Annotated in this window: 13 protein-coding genes and 1 tRNA gene; 2 read left to right on the forward strand and 12 right to left on the reverse strand. The window is 74.1% G+C overall.

Features of this window, described 5'->3' with window-relative positions:
- Positions 1 to 40: 40 nt before the first annotated feature.
- A complete protein-coding gene (locus ACSU6Z_RS10640; RefSeq protein ID WP_437044720.1) occupies positions 41 to 1525 on the reverse strand; it encodes an MFS transporter in 1485 nt (494 codons plus the stop codon).
- A 202-nt stretch (positions 1526 to 1727) separates the two neighbouring features.
- Between ACSU6Z_RS10640 and ACSU6Z_RS10645 the strand changes: the two genes are divergently transcribed.
- Positions 1728 to 1829: transfer RNA gene (locus tag ACSU6Z_RS10645), tRNA-OTHER, on the forward strand.
- Here the strand turns inward: ACSU6Z_RS10645 and ACSU6Z_RS10650 are convergent.
- From ACSU6Z_RS10650 to ACSU6Z_RS10695, 10 genes are all read right to left on the reverse strand, one after another.
- Positions 1798 to 2520, reverse strand: coding sequence for an SUKH-4 family immunity protein (locus ACSU6Z_RS10650; protein ID WP_437044721.1), 723 nt, complete (start codon positions 2518 to 2520; stop codon positions 1798 to 1800). The two genes, ACSU6Z_RS10645 and ACSU6Z_RS10650, sit on opposite strands and share 32 nt — an antisense overlap.
- A gap of 132 nt (positions 2521 to 2652) precedes the next feature.
- Positions 2653 to 4959, reverse strand: coding sequence for a xanthine dehydrogenase family protein molybdopterin-binding subunit (locus tag ACSU6Z_RS10655; RefSeq protein ID WP_437044722.1), 2307 nt, complete (start codon positions 4957 to 4959; stop codon positions 2653 to 2655).
- Positions 4956 to 7313: a 2Fe-2S iron-sulfur cluster-binding protein gene (locus ACSU6Z_RS10660; protein ID WP_437044723.1), complete on the reverse strand. Its 2358-nt coding sequence runs from the start codon at positions 7311 to 7313 to the stop codon at positions 4956 to 4958. Before ACSU6Z_RS10660 ends, ACSU6Z_RS10655 begins: the two co-directional genes overlap by 4 nt.
- Positions 7310 to 8203, reverse strand: coding sequence for an FAD binding domain-containing protein (locus ACSU6Z_RS10665; protein ID WP_437044724.1), 894 nt, complete (start codon positions 8201 to 8203; stop codon positions 7310 to 7312). The genes ACSU6Z_RS10660 and ACSU6Z_RS10665 overlap by 4 nt, the downstream gene beginning before the upstream one ends.
- 250 nt (positions 8204 to 8453) lie before the next feature.
- A complete protein-coding gene (locus ACSU6Z_RS10670) occupies positions 8454 to 10121 on the reverse strand; it encodes a beta-N-acetylhexosaminidase (RefSeq protein ID WP_437044725.1) in 1668 nt (555 codons plus the stop codon).
- Between the two features lie 117 nt (positions 10122 to 10238).
- Positions 10239 to 11078 (reverse strand): carbohydrate ABC transporter permease, encoded by an 840-nt coding sequence (locus ACSU6Z_RS10675; protein WP_437044726.1) that lies wholly within the window; start codon positions 11076 to 11078, stop codon positions 10239 to 10241.
- The gene (locus ACSU6Z_RS10680; RefSeq protein ID WP_437044727.1) at positions 11075 to 12037 is read right to left on the reverse strand and encodes a carbohydrate ABC transporter permease; all 963 of its coding nucleotides are present in this window, start codon (positions 12035 to 12037) and stop codon (positions 11075 to 11077) included. The genes ACSU6Z_RS10675 and ACSU6Z_RS10680 overlap by 4 nt, the downstream gene beginning before the upstream one ends.
- Positions 12034 to 13368: an extracellular solute-binding protein gene (locus ACSU6Z_RS10685; RefSeq protein WP_437044728.1), complete on the reverse strand. Its 1335-nt coding sequence runs from the start codon at positions 13366 to 13368 to the stop codon at positions 12034 to 12036. Before ACSU6Z_RS10685 ends, ACSU6Z_RS10680 begins: the two co-directional genes overlap by 4 nt.
- Positions 13369 to 13598: 230 nt before the next feature.
- Complete coding sequence (locus tag ACSU6Z_RS10690) at positions 13599 to 13883, reverse strand: DUF3039 domain-containing protein (protein ID WP_210925044.1); 285 nt, start codon at positions 13881 to 13883, stop codon at positions 13599 to 13601.
- A 29-nt stretch (positions 13884 to 13912) separates the two neighbouring features.
- Positions 13913 to 14485 carry a YqgE/AlgH family protein gene (locus ACSU6Z_RS10695; protein WP_437044729.1) on the reverse strand — a complete coding sequence of 191 codons (573 nt, stop codon included), beginning with the start codon at positions 14483 to 14485 and terminating at the stop codon, positions 13913 to 13915.
- Between the two features lie 255 nt (positions 14486 to 14740).
- Here ACSU6Z_RS10695 and murA point away from each other — a divergent pair, with 255 nt between their 5' ends.
- Complete coding sequence (murA, locus tag ACSU6Z_RS10700; protein WP_437019168.1) at positions 14741 to 16087, forward strand: UDP-N-acetylglucosamine 1-carboxyvinyltransferase; 1347 nt, start codon at positions 14741 to 14743, stop codon at positions 16085 to 16087.
- Positions 16088 to 16277: 190 nt separating this feature from the next.
- Here murA and ACSU6Z_RS10705 read toward each other — a convergent pair whose 3' ends face one another.
- Complete coding sequence (locus ACSU6Z_RS10705) at positions 16278 to 16559, reverse strand: HU family DNA-binding protein (protein WP_437019166.1); 282 nt, start codon at positions 16557 to 16559, stop codon at positions 16278 to 16280.
- Positions 16560 to 16831: the final 272 nt, after the last annotated feature.

Genomic DNA, 16831 nt, shown 5'->3' on the forward strand with positions numbered 1-16831 from the left:
ACCGGGACGGGACCGGCCGGTGGGGCCGCGGTGGTACCGCTCACTCCGGCGGTGTCCGCAGCCGCGTCGTCACCCACGCCCCCACCAGCGCCACCCCCGCCATCGGCAGGAACACCGCCGCGAACGCGGCCGGGTGGGAGCCGGCGCCGGCGGCCTCCGCGGACGCGTGGCCGACCGTGCCGCCGCCCAGGGCGGCGAAGGCGGCGCCGCCCGCGGCGAGCAGCAGGACGTTGGACAGGCCGTCGGAGATCTGCAGGGCGGCGGAGTTGGTGCCCGCCTCCTCGGGGGCGGAGAGCTTCAGCAGCAGCACGCTGGTGGAGGAGATCACCAGGCCCATGCCGAAGCAGCCGAACGCCCAGGCGACGGCCACCGTCCAGGCGGGCACCGCGTCGGCCAGCACGCTCGGCGCGGTGGCGATGGCCACCGCGACCAGCACCATGCCGAGCGTCATCAGCCGCTCCCGGTGGGGCTCCACACCCGGCCGGGACTGCACCCACGAGCCCAGCGCCCACGTCGCGCCGCCCGCCGCGAGCGAGAACCCGGCCAGCGTCGGGCTCAGCCCCCGCTGGGTGACCAGCATCAGCGGCACGAAGGACTCGGTGGTGATGAAGGAGCCCGCCGCCAGACCGCGCAGCAGCACCACGGAGGGCAGGCCGCGGGCGGCCCGGCAGGTGCCGCGCGGCAGCAGGCCGAGCACGGCCGGGACGAGCAGCGCCGCGCCCGCCGCGCCGGGCAGCAGCGAGAGCCAGCGCAGGTCCTGGGCACCGTACTGGAGCAGCCCGGCCCCCAGCGAGATGCCGAGGGCGAGGCGGATGCGGCGGCGGTCGAGGGAGGCGGGCCGGTCCCGGCCGTCCGCCCCCGGCACGGGGCCCGCCGCCCGGCTGCGTATCTGCGGCAGCGCCAGTGCCAGGGGGAGCACCACCAGGACCGGGATCCCGACGAACACCCAGCGCCAGCCGAGGTGTTCGGTCACCGCACCCGAGGCGAGCGGGCCGACGATCGACGGGACGATCCAGCCCGCCGCGAACGCCGCCATGATCGCCGGCCGCAGCCGCTCCGGGTAGGCGCGGCCGACGACGACGTACAGCGCGACGATCACCAGCCCGCCGCCGAGCCCCTGCACGGCCCGGCCCAGGATGAACAGCCACATCGCCCCGGCCGTCCCCGACAGCAGCAGCCCCGCCGCGAAGGAGGCGATGCCGCAGGTCAACGGTGCCAGCGGCCCACGCCGGTCCGACCACTGGCCGGACAGCACCATCCCGAACAGGCTCGTCGTGAAGTACCCGGAGAACGCGAACGCGTACAGCGAGACCCCGTGCAGCTCCCGCGCCGCCACCGGCATCGCCGTGCCGACCGCCGTCGCCTCGAAGGCGATCAGGACGACGACGGAGACGATCCCGATGCTCAGCGCCCGGTAGGCACGGCTCAGCACGGTCCCGCCGGCCGGGGCGGGGGCGCCGGGGGAGCTCTTCGCGTCGGTGGCGGCGGGGGCGACGTCGGTGTCGCGCGGCTCGGGAACGGTCATGGTCGCCAGCGTAAGGGGCGCAGCCGGTGGTGGACCCTGTCCGGAGACGGTGCGCACCCGCGACCTTGGTCGTAGGACCGCCGCCCGTTCGTGGACGGCGTGTGCTGTGGGGTCGTGGCGCCGCCCCTTCCCGTGGGAACCGCTCCCGGCGGGACCTTCGGGCCGGGAACCGGGGGGGATCGGTACTCCACCTCCCCGGTCCGGCCGGGTGCCCGAACGGCCGAGGTGCTCACCCGCGCGGCAGCCGTCAGCGGGCCCCGCTCGCGGGGAGGTTACGCGGGTTCGATTCCCGCCACGGCCTCCAGCGGCACCCCGCGGCGCAGCAGCCAGAGGGTGAAGACCAGGGTGGAGAGGTCCGAGGCCAGCGGGTGCAGGGCGGCCTCGGCCTCGCGCCAGGCCAGGACCGTGCCCGTCGCCGCGTCCACGACCACGCCGCTGCCGTCGGCCAGGCAGCCCACACGCACCAGGTGCTCGGCCCGGTCAGGGAGCCGGTCGGCCGGGAACGCGCCGGGGCGCTCGTAGGCGTGGCGCTCGCAGTACTCGCAGTACTCGCGGTGCCCGTGGTACTCGTGGCACTCGTAGTACTCGGCGAGTGTCGGCAGCGGCACCTCCGGGTCGTGGCGGAAGGGGAAGCCGTCCTCGGGCAGGCCCGTCTCCCGCAGGAAGCGGCGGGTCGGCTCGTGGACGAGCGTCGCGGGGAAGTCGATCTCCTCGAACCGCACCACCTCGCCCCGGCCGAACTCCCGCTCCAGCAGCCGGGCCGGAAGGTCCAGCGCCAGCCCGGACGCCGTGCGCCGGCCCGCGGCGAGGACCAGCAGGCCGATCAGCGCGGCCGTCCTCCAGAACAGCGGCAGCCCGTCGCCCCGCAGTCGCTCCGCCGGCGCCGCCGACGGGCCCCGGGCCGCCCCGGCCGCCGTCGCGAACCTGATCAGAGTGAGCGGAGACGGCCCCCACAGGGCCGTCTCCCCTGCCGTCCTCGTCGGTCCCCCGTGCATCGTGCTCCCCCGTACCCGCGTGCCTGTGTCCGTGCCGGGTCGCGGGCGGCGCGGGCGCGTCGCACGCCCGGCGGGCCCGTCGTCCCCACCACCGGAAACATTACGCGCCGGCACTGACAACGCGGGCCGGCGTCACCGGCCGGTCACCACCGCGGCCTGCGGCCGGATCGGCAGCCGGTTCACGGGGCGGCCCGTGGCGGCGCGGACGGCGGAGGCGACGGCCGCCGGGGCGGTCACCACCGGGACCGCGCTGACCGCCTTCGCCCCGAAGGGGGCGACCACGTCCCGTTCCTCCACGAGCTTGACGATCCGGATGTCGGGCGCGTCCAAGGCCGTGGGGAGGGCGTAACCGGTCAGGTCGGGGTGGCGGACCAGGCCGCGCGGCGTGCGGAGGTTCTCGGTGAGCGCGATGCCCACGCCCTGGGTGACACCGGCCTCGATGCGGGCGGCCAGCTGCGCCGGGTTCAGCACCCGGCCCACGTCCTGGGCGACCGCGAGTTCCACCACCCGTACCGAGCCGATCTCGATGTCGACGTCCACCACCGCGCGGACGGCGCAGAAGGACAGGCCCACGAAGGCGTCGCCCTGCCCGGACGCGTCGAGCGGCTCGGTCGGGTGCGGGCGGCACTGGGCCGTCGCCCACAGCTCCTTGCCCTCCAGCGCCTCGGCGACGGTGGTCGACAGCACGCCGTCGTACGAGGTGATCTTGCCGTCGGTGATCTGCAGGAGTTCCGTGGACATGCCGAACTTGTGGGCCAGGGGCTGGAGCAGCTGGGTGCGGACCATCTTGGCCGCGCGCTCCACCGCGCCGCCCGACACCCAGGTGTGGCGGCCCCGGCAGCCCGCGCCGGCCGGCGGCTGGTCGGTGTCGACGGGCGCCACGTGCACCTCGTCGACGCCGAGCGTCTCCTGCACGATCTGCCGGGCCAGCGTGGTGAAGCCCTGGCCGGTCTCGACGGCGGCGCACAGCACGGTGGCCACACCGTCCTGCACCTTCACCGTCGCCGTGGAGACCTCGTCCGCGCCCTCCGCGCCGAGCATGTGCACCATGCCCAGGCCGTAGCCCACGCCCCGGCGCACCGCGCCCGGTTCGCCCGCGCCCTCGGGTCCGCCGGGCAGCAGCCACTCCTCCTCCGGCGTGTCCTTGGGCAGCGGGGGGAGCGGGACGTCGCGGACGGCCCGGAGGAGTTCGGCCACCGGGGCCGGGCAGGTCACCGTCTGGCCGGTCGGCAGCACGTCGCCGGTGGCCAGCACGTTGCGCAGGCGCAGCTCCGCCGGGTCGACGCCGAGCCGCTTGGCCAGCTTGTCCATCTGCGCCTCGTAGGCGGCGCACACCTGCATGGCGCCCTCGCCGCGCACATGGCCGGAGGGCGGGTTGTTGGTGCGCACGGCCCAGCCCTCGATGAACGCGTTCGGCACGACGTACGGGCCGCAGGCGAACGCCACGGCGGCGGCCAGCGCGTCGGAGGACGTGTCGGCGTACGCGCCCGCGTCGAGCAGGATCTGCGCCTCGACCTTCACCAGCCGGCCCTCGGCGTCCGCGTGGTGGCGGTAGCGGAGCAGGGTGGGGTGGCGGTGGGCGTGGCCGAGGAAGGACTCCTCGCGCGTGGCGGTCAGTTTCACCGGGCATCCGGTCTTCAGCGCCAGCAGGCCGAGCGGGAGCTGGAAGCCCTGGTCCTCGCGGTCGGCCGTGGCACCGGGCACACCGGTGACGACGATCTTCACCTGTTCGGGGGGCAGGCCGTAGCAGGCGGCGGCGGTGTCGCGGTCGGTGTGCGGGTCGGTGGAGGCCAGGTACAGCTCCACGCCGCCGTCGGGGCGCGGGACCGCCAGGCCCGCCTCGGCGCCGATGGGCGCCGGGTCCTGGCGGCCGATGCGGTACAGGCCCTCCACGATGACCTCGCCGACCGCCTCGGGGTCGCCGTGCCGCAGCGGGATGTGCCGGATCAGGTTGCCGTCGGGGTGCAGCGGCTGTGCCTCGAAGGCCTGCTCCGGGTCGGTCACCGGGTCGAGCACCTCGTACTCGACGATGACGGCCGCGGCGGCCATCCGCGCGGTGTCGGGGTGGTCGGCGGCGACGGCGGCGATGGGCTCGCCCTGGTGGCGTACGACCTCGGAGGCGAAGACCGGGCGGTCGGCCCTGCCGCGGCCGTGCAGCGGGCTGCCGGGGACGTCCTCGTGGGTGACGACGGCCCGTACGCCGGGCATCTCGCGCGCGTGGGAGGTGTCGATGGACACGATGCGCGCGTGCGCGTGCGGGGAGCGCAGGACGGCCGCCCACAGCAGGCCCTCGGCCCACAGGTCGGAGGCGTACGGGAAGGTGCCCTCCGTCTTGGCGCGGGCGTCGGCGGGCGGCAGGGAGGCGCCGAGGCCGTGCGGGATCGCCTCCGGAACGGGGGCGGCCTCCGTGGCCTGCGCGGTGGCTGCTTCGTCGGTCACGCGTGGCCTCCGTCCTGGCCGTAGGGCTGGTCGTGCGGTCCCGGCGCGTCCGGGGGACCGGGCGTCGCGGGGGCGGCCGGGGGATCGAACACCGAGGGGCCCGCCTGGTGGGGAGCGTGCGGCTGCCCGGCGTCCGCCCCGGGCGTGTCGGCGGCGGCGTGCGCCCGCCGCTCGGCGACGACCTCCTCGACGGCCCGCAGGACGCCCCGGTAGCCGGAGCAGCGGCACAGGTTGCCGCACAGCGCCTGCCGGGCCTCCAGCTCGGTCGGCGCCGGGTTGCCCTCCAGCAGGTCGTGCACGGTCATCGCCATGCCGGGTACGCAGAAACCGCACTGCACCGCCCCGCACCGCGCCAGCGCCCGCTGCACGTCCGACGGCTGCCCGTCGGCGGCCAGGCCCTCGACGGTGCGGACCTCGCTGCCGGCCGCGGTCGCGGCCGGGACCAGGCAGGAGGCGACCAGGCGTCCGTCGACCTGCACGTTGCAGGCGCCGCACTCGCCCTGCGAGCAGCCGTCCTTGGCGCCCGCGAGCCCGAGCCGCTCCCGCAGCACGTACAGCAGCGACTCGCCGATCCACGCGCCGGTGACGGGGCGGTCGGTGCCGTTGACGCGCAGGACGTACGAGGCGAGGGGGTGCTCGTCGTGGGCGACGGGGGCCGCCGCCGGTTCCTCCTCGGGCGCGGGGGGCGCACCGGCCGGGGGCTGCTCCCCGGACGCCGCCTCCGCCGGCGCCGCCGCGTCCGTCTCCTCCGCCGCGTCCGCCGGTTCCGTCCCATCTGCCGCGTCGGCCGCGTCGGCCGGTTCCGTCCCGTCGGCCTCGTCCGCCGCGTCCGCCGGTTCCGTCCCGTCGGCCTCGTCCTCCGCGGAGCGCGTGGGCGCCTGCGCGGCCCCGGGCTCCCCGGCCGCCTCGGGCTCGGACGTCACGTCCTCGGCCGGCGCGGGCGCGGGCACCGCGTCCTCGGCCGGCGCGGGGGCGGCGAGGGCCTCGACGGGGGCGTCGGGGAGCGGTAGGGCCTGCGGAGTGCCGGGGTCGTCGGGGATGTCAGGGGTGTCCGGAGTCGCGGCCGGGGCCTGCGCGGGGCTGTCCGGTTCCCCGGTGCCCTCGGGCTCCGCACCGGCCGGCGACGGCTCCTCGGCGGCGGCCGGCGGCGGCTCCTCGGCCGGTTCCGGCGAGGACTGCGACGGCGGTTCGGCTTCCGGTGCGACCGCGGCCTCCGGCTCCACGGCCTGCGGCGGCTCCGCGGCCTCCGCGGCCTCCGCGGGGTGCCGCGCGTACGGGGCCGTGTCGTGTTCCGGGACGGCGTGCGCGTCGGGATGCCGCTCGCCGTGGTCGGTGGAACGGTCCGCCACGGGGGTCGCCCAGGGCGCGGGCGCGCCACCGGGGAGCGTGGCCGGCGGGGTGCCGCCCCACTGCTCGACCAGGGACGACGTGGTGAACTCGCCCGACTCGTCGGGGAGGTCTCCCCCGGCCACGGGGATGGACCACTGCCCGGTCACGTCGTGGCCGGGGGCGGGCACGGCGACAGGCCCGGACGGGTACTCCGCGGCGGCGGCCTCCGCGGAGTCCCACCGGCCCGCGGTGTCCGGGTGGTACGTGAACCGGTCGTTCGCCGCGTAGGGGTGCACGGCGTCCGGGTCCCCGTGCTCACCGTGCCGCCCGGCCACGCCGTACGGGTCGTGCTGCCGGTACCCGGCGTCCGGGTCCTGCGGGTACACGCCGTCGGAGCCGTGCCCGTACCCGGCGTCCAGATCCTGCTGCCCGTACCCGGCGTCCGAACCCTGCTGCCCGTACCCGGCATCCGGAGCCTGCTGCCCGTAACCGCCCTCCGGGTCCTGCGGGTACACGCCGTCGGAGCCGTGCCCGTACCCGGCATCCGGAGCCTGCTGCCCGTAACCGCCCTCCGGGTCCTGCGGGTACACGCCGTCGGAGCCGTGCCCGTACCCGGCGTCCAGATCCTGCTGCCCGTACCCGGCGTCCGAACCCTGCTGCCCGTACCCGGCATCCGGACCCTGCTGCCCGTACCCGGCATCCGGACCCTGCTGCCCGTACCCGGCATCCGGCACGCCCGGCGCGTGCCACTGCGCCGCGCCGTCCGGTGCCGGCGGCGTCGCCCAGGGGCCCGCGGCCGCCGGGTCGGCGCCCGCGGTCGCGGCCTGCGTGACCGTTATCTGCGGCGGTACGTAGCCGTGGCCGGGCGCGGCGAGCGGGCTGTCGGTGGCGGCCAGGAACGCGTCGACGCCCCCCTCGGGGAGCTGCACGAAGGCGGTCGCGCCGTCGTCGTAGTCGCCCTGGGGCAGCGGGTCCCAGCGTCCGCCGCCCTGGGACATGCCCTCTCCGTGCTGGTCGTCGGTCACGACAGCGCCCTCCCCAGTGCTCGTCGGGCCAGCGCGGCGACGGTGCGCCGCAGGTGCAGTACGGCGGGCGGAAGCTGCGGGACGGAGCCGTCCTCGGCCGGGGCCGGATCGGGGACGCAGGCCGCGGCCACGTACTCGCCGAAGGCGTGCAGGGCGTCCGGTACGAGCGCGCGGTCGTTGTCCCAGTCGATGAGCTGGGCGACCCAGTGCTCGGCGTCCAGGGGGCGCAGCGGCATGGGCGCTATGGCGCCGACGGCGCACCGCACTCCGCGTCGCGCGGGGTCGAGGACCAGCGCCACCGAGGCCACGGCGCGGCCGGGGCCGGTGCGGCCGGTGGCCTTCAGGAAGACCTGCGGGGCGTGCAGGAGCGGCACGCGCACGTAGCCGATGAGTTCGCCCGCGCGGAGCATCTCCACACCGGCCAGCAGGTGCGACACCGGGATCTCCCGGCGGGCTCCGCCCGGGCCCGCGATGATCAGCGTCGCCTCCAGGGCGGCCAGGACGGGCAGCGCGTCACCCGTCGGGGAGGCCGAGGCGATGTTGCCGCCCAGGGTGCCCGCGTTGCGGATGTGGGGCGGGCCGGCGGCGCGCGCGGCGGCGGCGAGCGCCGGGATCAGGGCGGCGAAGTCGGGGCGGCCCATGCGCGCGTGGGTGAGTCCGGCGCCGAGCAGCGCGTGGCCGTCCTGGTACTGCCAGCCGCGGATCTCGCTGATGCGGCCGAGGCCGACCAGGGCGGTGGGCCTGAGCTGTCCGGAGTTGACGGCGGTCATGAGGTCGGTGCCACCCGCGACCGGCACGGCGGCGGGCACGGCGGTGAGGGCCGCCACCGCCTCGTCCAGTGTCGTGGGCAGCGTGACGGCCTGCGCCGCCTGCGGTGCGTGCGTGGTCAAACCGGCTGCCCCTTCCCGCGGTCCCACCTGGTCCCACCTGTGTTGCCGTACGGTACGTGCCGACAGGGCGGACGTGGCAACTCTGGCACATCTTCGCAGGACCCGAACGCGGGGGTCCGCCAGGAGGCGTTCATCCGCCCGGTCGGGGAGACGGTCCGCTTCCGCACGGCATCAACCTGGATCGGCCGTGCACACAACCGGGACTTTTTTGACGTTGTCTGAGGCTTTTCTTCCTTTGCCCTCCTCCGTCTCACTTCTCCGGTGGCGGTCCGTCGATCGGACGGCCCGGTACGCCGGGGCGGCGCTGCCACGGCCGCGGGCCCGTGGGTGGCCGGTAGGCGACCCCGAGGGCGTCGAGCCGCCGGTAGTGGGCGGCCATCCGCCGTTCGAAACCGGCGAAGTCGCGCCGCCGCGGGGCCGGCAGGTCGCTCCAGGCGACCTCGGCGAAGGCGGCGAGCCTGGGGAACACCTGGTAGTCCACCCGCCGCTGGTCCTCCATCGCCTCCGTCCACACGTTGGCCTGGGTGCCCAGGACGTGGCGGGCCTCGCGCTCGGTGAGCTGCGGCGGGACGGGCTCGAACCGGTAGACGTCCTCCAGGGTGCGCACGTACCCGATCGGCACGGGCTCGTCGGGGCCCGCGTCCTGCCGGTGGTCCAGGTAGACCTGCTGCTCGGGGCAGACGACGACGTCGTGCCCGGCCCGCGCGGCGACGATCGCGCCGCCGTAGCCGCGCCACGACGACACGGCCGCGCCGGGGGCCAGTCCGCCCTCCAGGATCTCGTCCCAGCCGATGAGCCGGCGCCCGCGCGCGGCCAGCCAGGCGTCGAAGTGCCCGATGAACCACGCCTGGAGCCCGTCCTCGTCCGCGAGTCCGAGTTCCCTGATCCGGGCCTGTGCGGCGGGCGAGCGCCGCCACTGGTCCTTGGGGCACTCGTCGCCGCCGACGTGGACGAACTCCGACGGGAACAGCTCGAGCACTTCCTCGAAGACCCCCTCGTAGAAGCGCAGGGTGCGGTCGGTGGGGGCGAGGACGTTCGGGCTGACGCCCCAGGTGTCCCAGACGGTGAGGGCGGCGGTGTCGACGACGTCGGTGTTGCCGAGTTCCGGGTACGCGGCGATGGCGGCCTGCGAGTGCCCGGGCACGTCGATTTCCGGGACGACGGTGATGTGCCGTTCGGCGGCGTAGGCGACGATCTCCCGGATGTCGTCCCGGGTGTAGTGGCCGCCGTGCGGTTTCTCCTCCCACAGCGGCGAGGCGCGGTGGCCGAATTTCGTGCGGGCCCGCCAGGAGCCGATCTCGACCAGCTTCGGGTACCGCTCGATCTCGATGCGCCATCCCTGGTCGTCCGTCAGGTGGAAGTGGAAGACGTTGAGTTTGTGCGCGGCCATCAGGTCGAGACAGCGCAGCACGCCGTCCTTGGGCAGGAAGTGGCGGGCGACGTCGAGCATGAGGCCGCGCCAACGGAAACGGGGGCGGTCCTCGATGACCTGGGGCTCGATCGCGTACCGCGCGCCGGGCCGTACGGGGGCCCTCCGGAAGGCGTCCGGCCCGAGGAGCTGGCGCAGGGTCTGGGCGCCCCAGAAGACGCCGGCCGCGCTGCCCCCCGCGATGTCGGCGCCGGACCCGCCGACGGTGAGCCGGTACTCCTCGGGGGCGAGGGCGGCGTCGATGCGCAGCCGCAGGGTGCCGTGGGCACCGCGCGGGTCGCGGCCGCCGTGCGTGTCGCGGGCGCCGTACGGCGCGGGGCGCAGCGGCAGGCCCAGGGCGGGGCCCAGGACGGCCCGCAGCCACCGCTCGGTGGTGCCGGTGCCGGGCGCGGCGTGCACGGTGGTGTCCTCGGTCAGCAGGAACCCCTGCTCACCGGGTCGTTTCTCGACGGCGCGGGGCGCCGGGACCAGTTCGGTGGGGGAAGTCATGTCACACCTCGATCCGTGGGTGCCGGGGCACAGGGTCTTTCGTTTGGATCAGGTCGGATCAGGGAGCGGGGCACGGAACCAGGCCCCGCGAGCCCGGCATGATCCGAACGAGGGGCACTAGTCCTTCACCGCTCCGCCGAGGCCGGAGACGAGTCGTCGTTGCACGAGCACGAAGAACACCAGTACCGGGACCGTCATCACGGTGGACGCCGCCATCACCCCGCCCCAGTCCGGGTCGTCCGGCTCGTAGAACACCAGCAGCGCCATCGGCAGGGTCGACCGGGAGGTGTCGCTGATGATGAAGGACTTGGCGAACAGGAAGTCGTTCCAGGCCGAGATGAAGGAGAACACGCTGGTGGCGACCAGTCCCGGGAGGACCAGCGGGAAGAGGATCCGCCACAGAAAGCACGCCCGGCTCGCCCCGTCGATGTACGCGGCCTCCTCCAGGGCCTCGGGAACGGCCTTCACGAAACCCCGCAGCATCCAGATCGCGAAAGGCAGCGAGAAGGCGATGTGGGGCAGGATCAGCGACCCCAGCGTGTTCAGCCGGCCGGCGTCCCGCATGAGGAAGAACAACGGGATCGCGAGGGCTTCGACCGGCACCGTCTGGGCGATCAGAAACATGATCAGCAAGGTGGTCCGGAAACGGAAGCGGAATCGTGCCACGGCCGTCGCGGCGAGGAACGCGATGAGCGCCGAAGCGATCACGACACTGCCCGCGACGAGGAGGCTGTTGAGGAAGTAACGGCCGAATTCCTGCTGCCCGAGAACCCGCCGGAAGGAGTCCAGGGTGGGCGACAGGGTCCACGGCCGCGGCCGGTCCGACTCGATCTCGCCGGCCGGTCTGAAGGCGCTCAGCACCATCCAGTACAGGGGGAAGGCGACGGCGGCCGCGATCAGCAGGGCCGAGGCCTCGGCGGCCGCCCGCCACGGACGGCGCACGCGCGGGAGGTTCACAGTTCCTCCCCCCGGCGGCGCAGCAGCCGCAGGTACACCAGCGTCACGGCGAGCAGGAGCAGCAGCATCACGACGCCGATCGCCGAGCCGAGGCCGTACTGCGAGGAGGCGAACGCCTTCTGGTAGGCGTAGACGTTCAGCACGAGGTTCTGGCCCGCGATGCCGCCGCCGCCCGTCATGACGTAGATCTGCGTGAAGACCTTGAAGTCCCAGATGACCGACTGGATGGTGACGACCGCCAGGACGGGCCGCAGCATCGGCGCGAGGACGGACCTCCAGGTCCGCCACTGCGAGGCGCCGTCCAGGGCGGCGGCCTCCAGCACCTCGGACGGTACGGCGCGGATGCCGGCGTAGACGGTGACCATGACGAACGGGAAGGAGCACCAGACCACTTCGAGCAGGACGAGGAGGAAGGCGCTCAGGCGCCCGTAGGTCCAGGAGTGGTCGCCGAGGCCGAGGACCCGGTTGACGGGGCCGAAGTCCGGGTCGAACAGGAACAGCCAGACCGTCGAGCCGGTGATCGCCGGGGTGGCCCAAGCGCCCAGCGCGGCCAGCATCAGCGCGAGCCGCGGCAGCGCCCGCACGTGCGTGAGCAGCACCGCGAGCGCGCAGCCGACCGCCAGCGTGGAGACCACGCAGGCCGCCGCGAACAGGACGGTCGCCAGCAGCACCTGCCGGAACTGGTCGTCGCGGGCGAGTTCGGCGTAGTTGCCCAGGCCCTGGAAGGTGACCGGCTCGCCCCCGCTGACCTGGGCCTGGGTGTACTCCAGGAGCGAGATCAGGCCGAGTTGGCAGATGGGGTAGACGAGGAGCGCGCCGAGGACGACGAGAGCGGGGGCGAGGTACAGCCAGGCGGTGGCCGAGCGTCCCCGGGGGTGCGGGGAACGGCGCGGCCGGCCGCCCGGCGCCCGCTCCCGCCGGCGCGCCGCGCGCTCCGCCCCCGCGGTCACCCCCCTCATCCCGCGGAGCCGAACGCGTCGTCCATCTTCCTCGCCGCGTCCCCGGAGGCCGCCGCCACGTCCTTCCTGCCGCTGACGATCTCCTGGAACATGGTCGGCAGCACCAGCGAGGAGTCGATCCGCGCCCAGGCGGGCGAGGCCGGCACGGACCTGGTGCCCGCGGCGAGGGTCTCGACGAACGGCCGCACGAACGGCTTTTTCGCGGCGGCCTGTTGCCGTACGTCGGTGAAGGTCGGCAGGAAGCCCATCGCGTCGAACAGCGCGCCCTGCGCCCTCTTCGACGCCAGCCGCTTCATCAGGTCGACGGCGAGGGTACGGTGCGAGGTGCTCCTCAGTACACCGATGTTGTTCCCGCCTGCGAACGCCGGGGCGATGGAACCCGGTTCGACGCCCGGCAGCGGTACGACGGCGTACTTGCCCTTCACCTTCCCGGCCTCCATGGCCTGGTGATTGAAGTCACCGCCGATCGCCATGCCCGCCTTCCCCGAAGCGAACGCGGTGACGGTGTCGTTGCCGCCCATGCCCGCGCACTTGGCGGCGGGGCAGTTGTCGTCGCCGAAGAGGGACGTGTACGCCTCGATGCCCTTGCGGGCGGCAGGGCTGTCGAGGGCGGAGGCGTACGACCCGTCCTCGCCGGTGGCGAGTTCGCCGCCGTGGGCCCACAGGAACGGCAGCGCCCCGTAGGTGTAGGCGCCGCCGACCACGAGGCCGTACAGGCCGGGCTCGGCCGCCCGGATCGCCCTCGCCGCGGACGCCAGCTCCCCCATCGTCTCCGGCACCTCCAGGCCCAATTCCCGGAAGATGTCCGTCCGGTAGTACAGGGCCCGGACGCCGACGAAGTAGGGGGCTCCGTAGACCCTGCCGTCGACCGTGACCGACCGCCGGGCGGTGGGGTCGGTGTCCCGGGCCTCGGCCCAGGCGCCGAACTCCTCGGTGACGTCCGCCAGACCGCCGTCCGCGACGTAGCCGGCGGTGTCGGTGTTGCCGTACTCGATGACGTCGGGGGCGCTCGCGGGGTCGTTGAAGGCGGCCTTGACGCGCTGGGCGCGGGTCTCGACGGGGATGTACTCGACGGTGACGTCGGTGCCCTCGTGGGCCTTCTCGAAGTCGGCCAGGACCGCGTCGACGACGCGTTCCTTGGGCCGGTTGTCGACCTCCCGGAAGAGCCAGAGGCGCAGGGTGCCGGTCCTCTCGTCCCCGCCGGGGGCGGAGTCGCCGGACGCCCGGGGGGCGCAGGCGGCGGCGGTCAGGACGGCGGCGGCGAGCAGCACGGCCGGACGGGTGAGGCGGCGCGCGGGGCGCCTGGCGGGACGTTTTGCGGGGAGTTTCATGAGCGGTCCTCCGAGCGTTGCAGCATGCGCAATGAATGTTTTGCTCTGCACAACACTCCGGAGGGTAGGGACATCATGAACATGACGACAAGAGGTCTCCACCACTCGGTGTCCCCGATGCCCTGCGCGCACGTCCCGGACGGCCCCGCGGGGCTCCGCCGGACAGCACGAAGGCCCCCGGGCGCGTCGGCGCGCTCGGGGGCCTCACCGGCCTCGGGCGGGAGGGGCCGCTACTTCTTGTCGCCGCCCTTGCCCTCGTCCCCGCCGGCGCCCATGGACTCGTAGATCTCCTTGCACATGGGGCACACGGGGTACTTCTTCGGGTCGCGGCCCGGTACCCAGACCTTGCCGCACAGCGCCACGACGGGGGTGCCGTCGAGGGCGCTCGCCATGATCTTGTCCTTCTGGACGTAGTGGGCGAAGCGCTCGTGGTCGCCGTCACCGTGCGAGGTCTGCGGCGTCGGCTCTACGAGGGTCCCCGTACCAGTCCCGCGCTCGGGCTCGAGAGTGCTCATGCATGCCAGGGTACTGAAGATCACACGGATCAGTTGAGCGACGGGTCGTCCGGGTACGTCGCCACCATCGCCAGCTCGTTGCGCTGGCGGCGCAGGACCTCGCGCCACAGCCGCTCGGGCGCCGGGGAGGAGACGTCGCCGGGCTCGGACTCCACGACGTACCAGGCGCCCTCCACCAACTCGTCCTCCAGCTGGCCGGGGCCCCAGCCCGCGTACCCGGCGAAGATCCGCAGCGAGCCCACGACGGAGGCCAGCAGCTCCGGCGGGGCCTCCAGGTCCACCAGGCCGATCGCGCCGTACACCCGGCGCCAGCCCAGCGGGGCGTCCCCGCCGCTGTCCCCGCCGGGGACGACGGCCACGCCGAGGGCCGAGTCGAGGGAGACCGGGCCGCCCTGGAAGACGACGCCGGGTTCACCGGCGAGGTCCGCCCAGCCCTCCAGGATGTCGCCCACGCCGACCGGTGTCGGGCGGTTGAGGACGACACCGAGGGAGCCCTCCTCGTCGTGGTCGAGAAGGAGCACCACAGCACGGTCGAAGTTCGGGTCCGCCAGGGCGGGGGTGGCCACGAGCAGCCGCCCTGTGAGCGAGGACACCTCGGTCATGCCAGACATGATCCCGCATCTTTCCCCTCCGTGGGGAGGCGATCGGGGGCAGCGGAGTGAGGGCAGCTCACGGCATGTCGGCGCACCCCCGCCCGCACGCCCGCCACTGTCACCCTTCGTGATTGCTCGGAAGCTTTCCGTGCATAGGGGTGGCCGCGCCGCTCCCCGCCGGTCCGCGGGCTTACGGAAGGGGCGCCGAAGGCGATTACCCTTTCCCTCCTGTGCCCCTGCCCCACTCCACGGAACGCGAGATTCATGACCGTCAACGGCTCTGATGACGTACTGCTTGTCCACGGCGGAACCCCGCTGGAGGGCGAGATCCGGGTCCGCGGTGCGAAGAACCTCGTGCCCAAGGCCATGGTCGCCGCCCTGCTGGGCAGTGCGCCGAGCAGACTGCGCAACGTCCCGGACATCCGTGACGTGCGGGTCGTCCGCGGACTGCTCCAGCTGCACGGGGTGACGGTCCGTCCGGGCGAGGAGCCGGGCGAGCTGGTGCTCGACCCGACCCGCGTGGAGAGCGCCAACGTCGCCGACATCGACGCCCACGCGGGGTCGAGCCGCATCCCGATCCTCTTCTGCGGCCCGCTGCTGCACCGCCTCGGGCACGCGTTCATCCCCGGCCTGGGCGGCTGCGACATCGGCGGCCGGCCCATCGACTTCCACTTCGACGTGCTGCGGCAGTTCGGCGCGAAGATCGAGAAGCGGGCGGACGGGCAGTACCTGGAGGCCCCGCAGCGGCTGCGCGGCACCAAGATCCGGCTGCCGTACCCGTCCGTCGGCGCCACCGAGCAGGTGCTGCTGACGGCCGTGCTCGCCGAGGGCGTCACGGAGCTGTCCAACGCGGCCGTCGAGCCGGAGATCGAGGACCTGATCTGCGTCCTGCAGAAAATGGGCGCGATCATCGCGATGGACACCGACCGCACCATCCGCATCACCGGTGTGGACACGCTCGGCGGCTACACCCACCGCGCCCTGCCGGACCGCCTGGAGGCCGCCTCCTGGGCGTCCGCGGCGCTGGCGACCGAGGGCGACATCTACGTCCGCGGCGCCCAGCAGCGCTCGATGATGACGTTCCTGAACACCTACCGGAAGGTGGGCGGCGCCTTCGAGATCGACGACGAGGGCATCCGCTTCTGGCACCCGGGCGGGCAGCTGAAGTCCATCGCGCTGGAGACGGACGTGCACCCCGGCTTCCAGACCGACTGGCAGCAGCCGCTGGTGGTGGCGCTCACGCAGGCCACGGGGCTGTCGATCATCCACGAGACGGTCTACGAGTCCCGCCTCGGCTTCACCTCCGCGCTGAACCAGATGGGCGCCCACATCCAGCTCTACCGCGAGTGCCTGGGCGGCTCCCACTGCCGCTTCGGCCAGCGCAACTTCCTGCACTCCGCCGTCGTGTCGGGCCCGACCAAGCTGGAGGGCGCCGACCTGGTCATCCCCGACCTGCGCGGCGGCTTCTCCTACCTCATCGCCGCCCTCGCCGCCCAGGGCACGTCCCGCGTGCACGGCATCGAACTCATCAACCGCGGCTACGAGAACTTCATGGAGAAGCTGGTGGAGCTGGGGGCGAAGGTCGAACTGCCCGGCAAGGCGCTCGGCTGACGCGTCCCGGCCCCGCGGGCCGGTCCTCGTGCGGGGACACCACCGACACGAGGACCGGCCAGGACCGCGCAGGTGCCGCCCAAAGGCCGTGGAGGGCCGTACGGCGACGGGGCGGCCACCCTTGGAGGGGTGGCCGCCCCGTCGGCGTCCATGGGGTCCGTACGCCGCTCACGGCGTACGGACGCCGGGGTCACTTGCCCTTGGCGGCTTCCTTGAGCTTGGAGCCCGCGGAGACCTTCACGCTGTAGCCGGCCGGGATCTGGATCGGCTCACCGGTCTGCGGGTTGCGAGCGGTGCGAGCGGCACGGTGGGTGCGCTCGAAGGTGAGGAAGCCGGGAATGGTGACCTTCTCGTCGCCCTTGGCGACGATGTCGCCGACGATGTCGGCGAACGCGGCCAGCACCGCGTCGGCGTCCTTGCGGGTCACCTCGGCGCGGTCGGCCAGCGCGGCCACCAGCTCACTGCGGTTCATGTTGTTACTCCCGTATGTTTCTTGCCGTTGAGGCGTGCCACGCGGCTTGGCCGCATGTCGGGCACGGCGAAGCCGATGCTGCCAGGGTCCCCGGTGAGTCCCCGGACCCGGGTCCGTCGTCAGACCCTCGCGCCCAGGGTGGCATCCTGCCTCTACCTGCGGCGGGAAAGCCAATCCGGCACCCGCAGGAGTCGTGAGAACACTCTTGGGAGTCACACGAAGAGCGGGCGGAGCCTGGCCGACACCCTAGAGGCGTCCCGGAGCCCGAGGTT

The sequence above is a fragment of the Streptomyces sp. enrichment culture genome (assembly GCF_964273145.1).
In the GTDB taxonomy this organism is placed as follows: domain Bacteria; phylum Actinomycetota; class Actinomycetes; order Streptomycetales; family Streptomycetaceae; genus Streptomyces.

Bases quoted from the DNA above. Each gene is read 5' to 3' on its own strand.
- ACSU6Z_RS10640 (WP_437044720.1), bottom strand. From the start codon at position 1,525: ATGACCGTTCCCGAGCCGCGCGACACCGACGTCGCCCCCGCCGCCACC.
- ACSU6Z_RS10650 (WP_437044721.1), bottom strand. From the start codon at position 2,520: ATGCACGGGGGACCGACGAGGACGGCAGGGGAGACGGCCCTGTGGGGG.
- ACSU6Z_RS10670 (WP_437044725.1), bottom strand. From the start codon at position 10,121: ATGACTTCCCCCACCGAACTGGTCCCGGCGCCCCGCGCCGTCGAGAAA.
- ACSU6Z_RS10680 (WP_437044727.1), bottom strand. From the start codon at position 12,037: ATGAGGGGGGTGACCGCGGGGGCGGAGCGCGCGGCGCGCCGGCGGGAG.
- ACSU6Z_RS10685 (WP_437044728.1), bottom strand. From the start codon at position 13,368: ATGAAACTCCCCGCAAAACGTCCCGCCAGGCGCCCCGCGCGCCGCCTC.
- ACSU6Z_RS10690 (WP_210925044.1), bottom strand. From the start codon at position 13,883: ATGAGCACTCTCGAGCCCGAGCGCGGGACTGGTACGGGGACCCTCGTA.
- ACSU6Z_RS10695 (WP_437044729.1), bottom strand. From the start codon at position 14,485: ATGACCGAGGTGTCCTCGCTCACAGGGCGGCTGCTCGTGGCCACCCCC.
- murA (WP_437019168.1), top strand. From the start codon at position 14,741: ATGACCGTCAACGGCTCTGATGACGTACTGCTTGTCCACGGCGGAACC.
- ACSU6Z_RS10705 (WP_437019166.1), bottom strand. From the start codon at position 16,559: ATGAACCGCAGTGAGCTGGTGGCCGCGCTGGCCGACCGCGCCGAGGTG.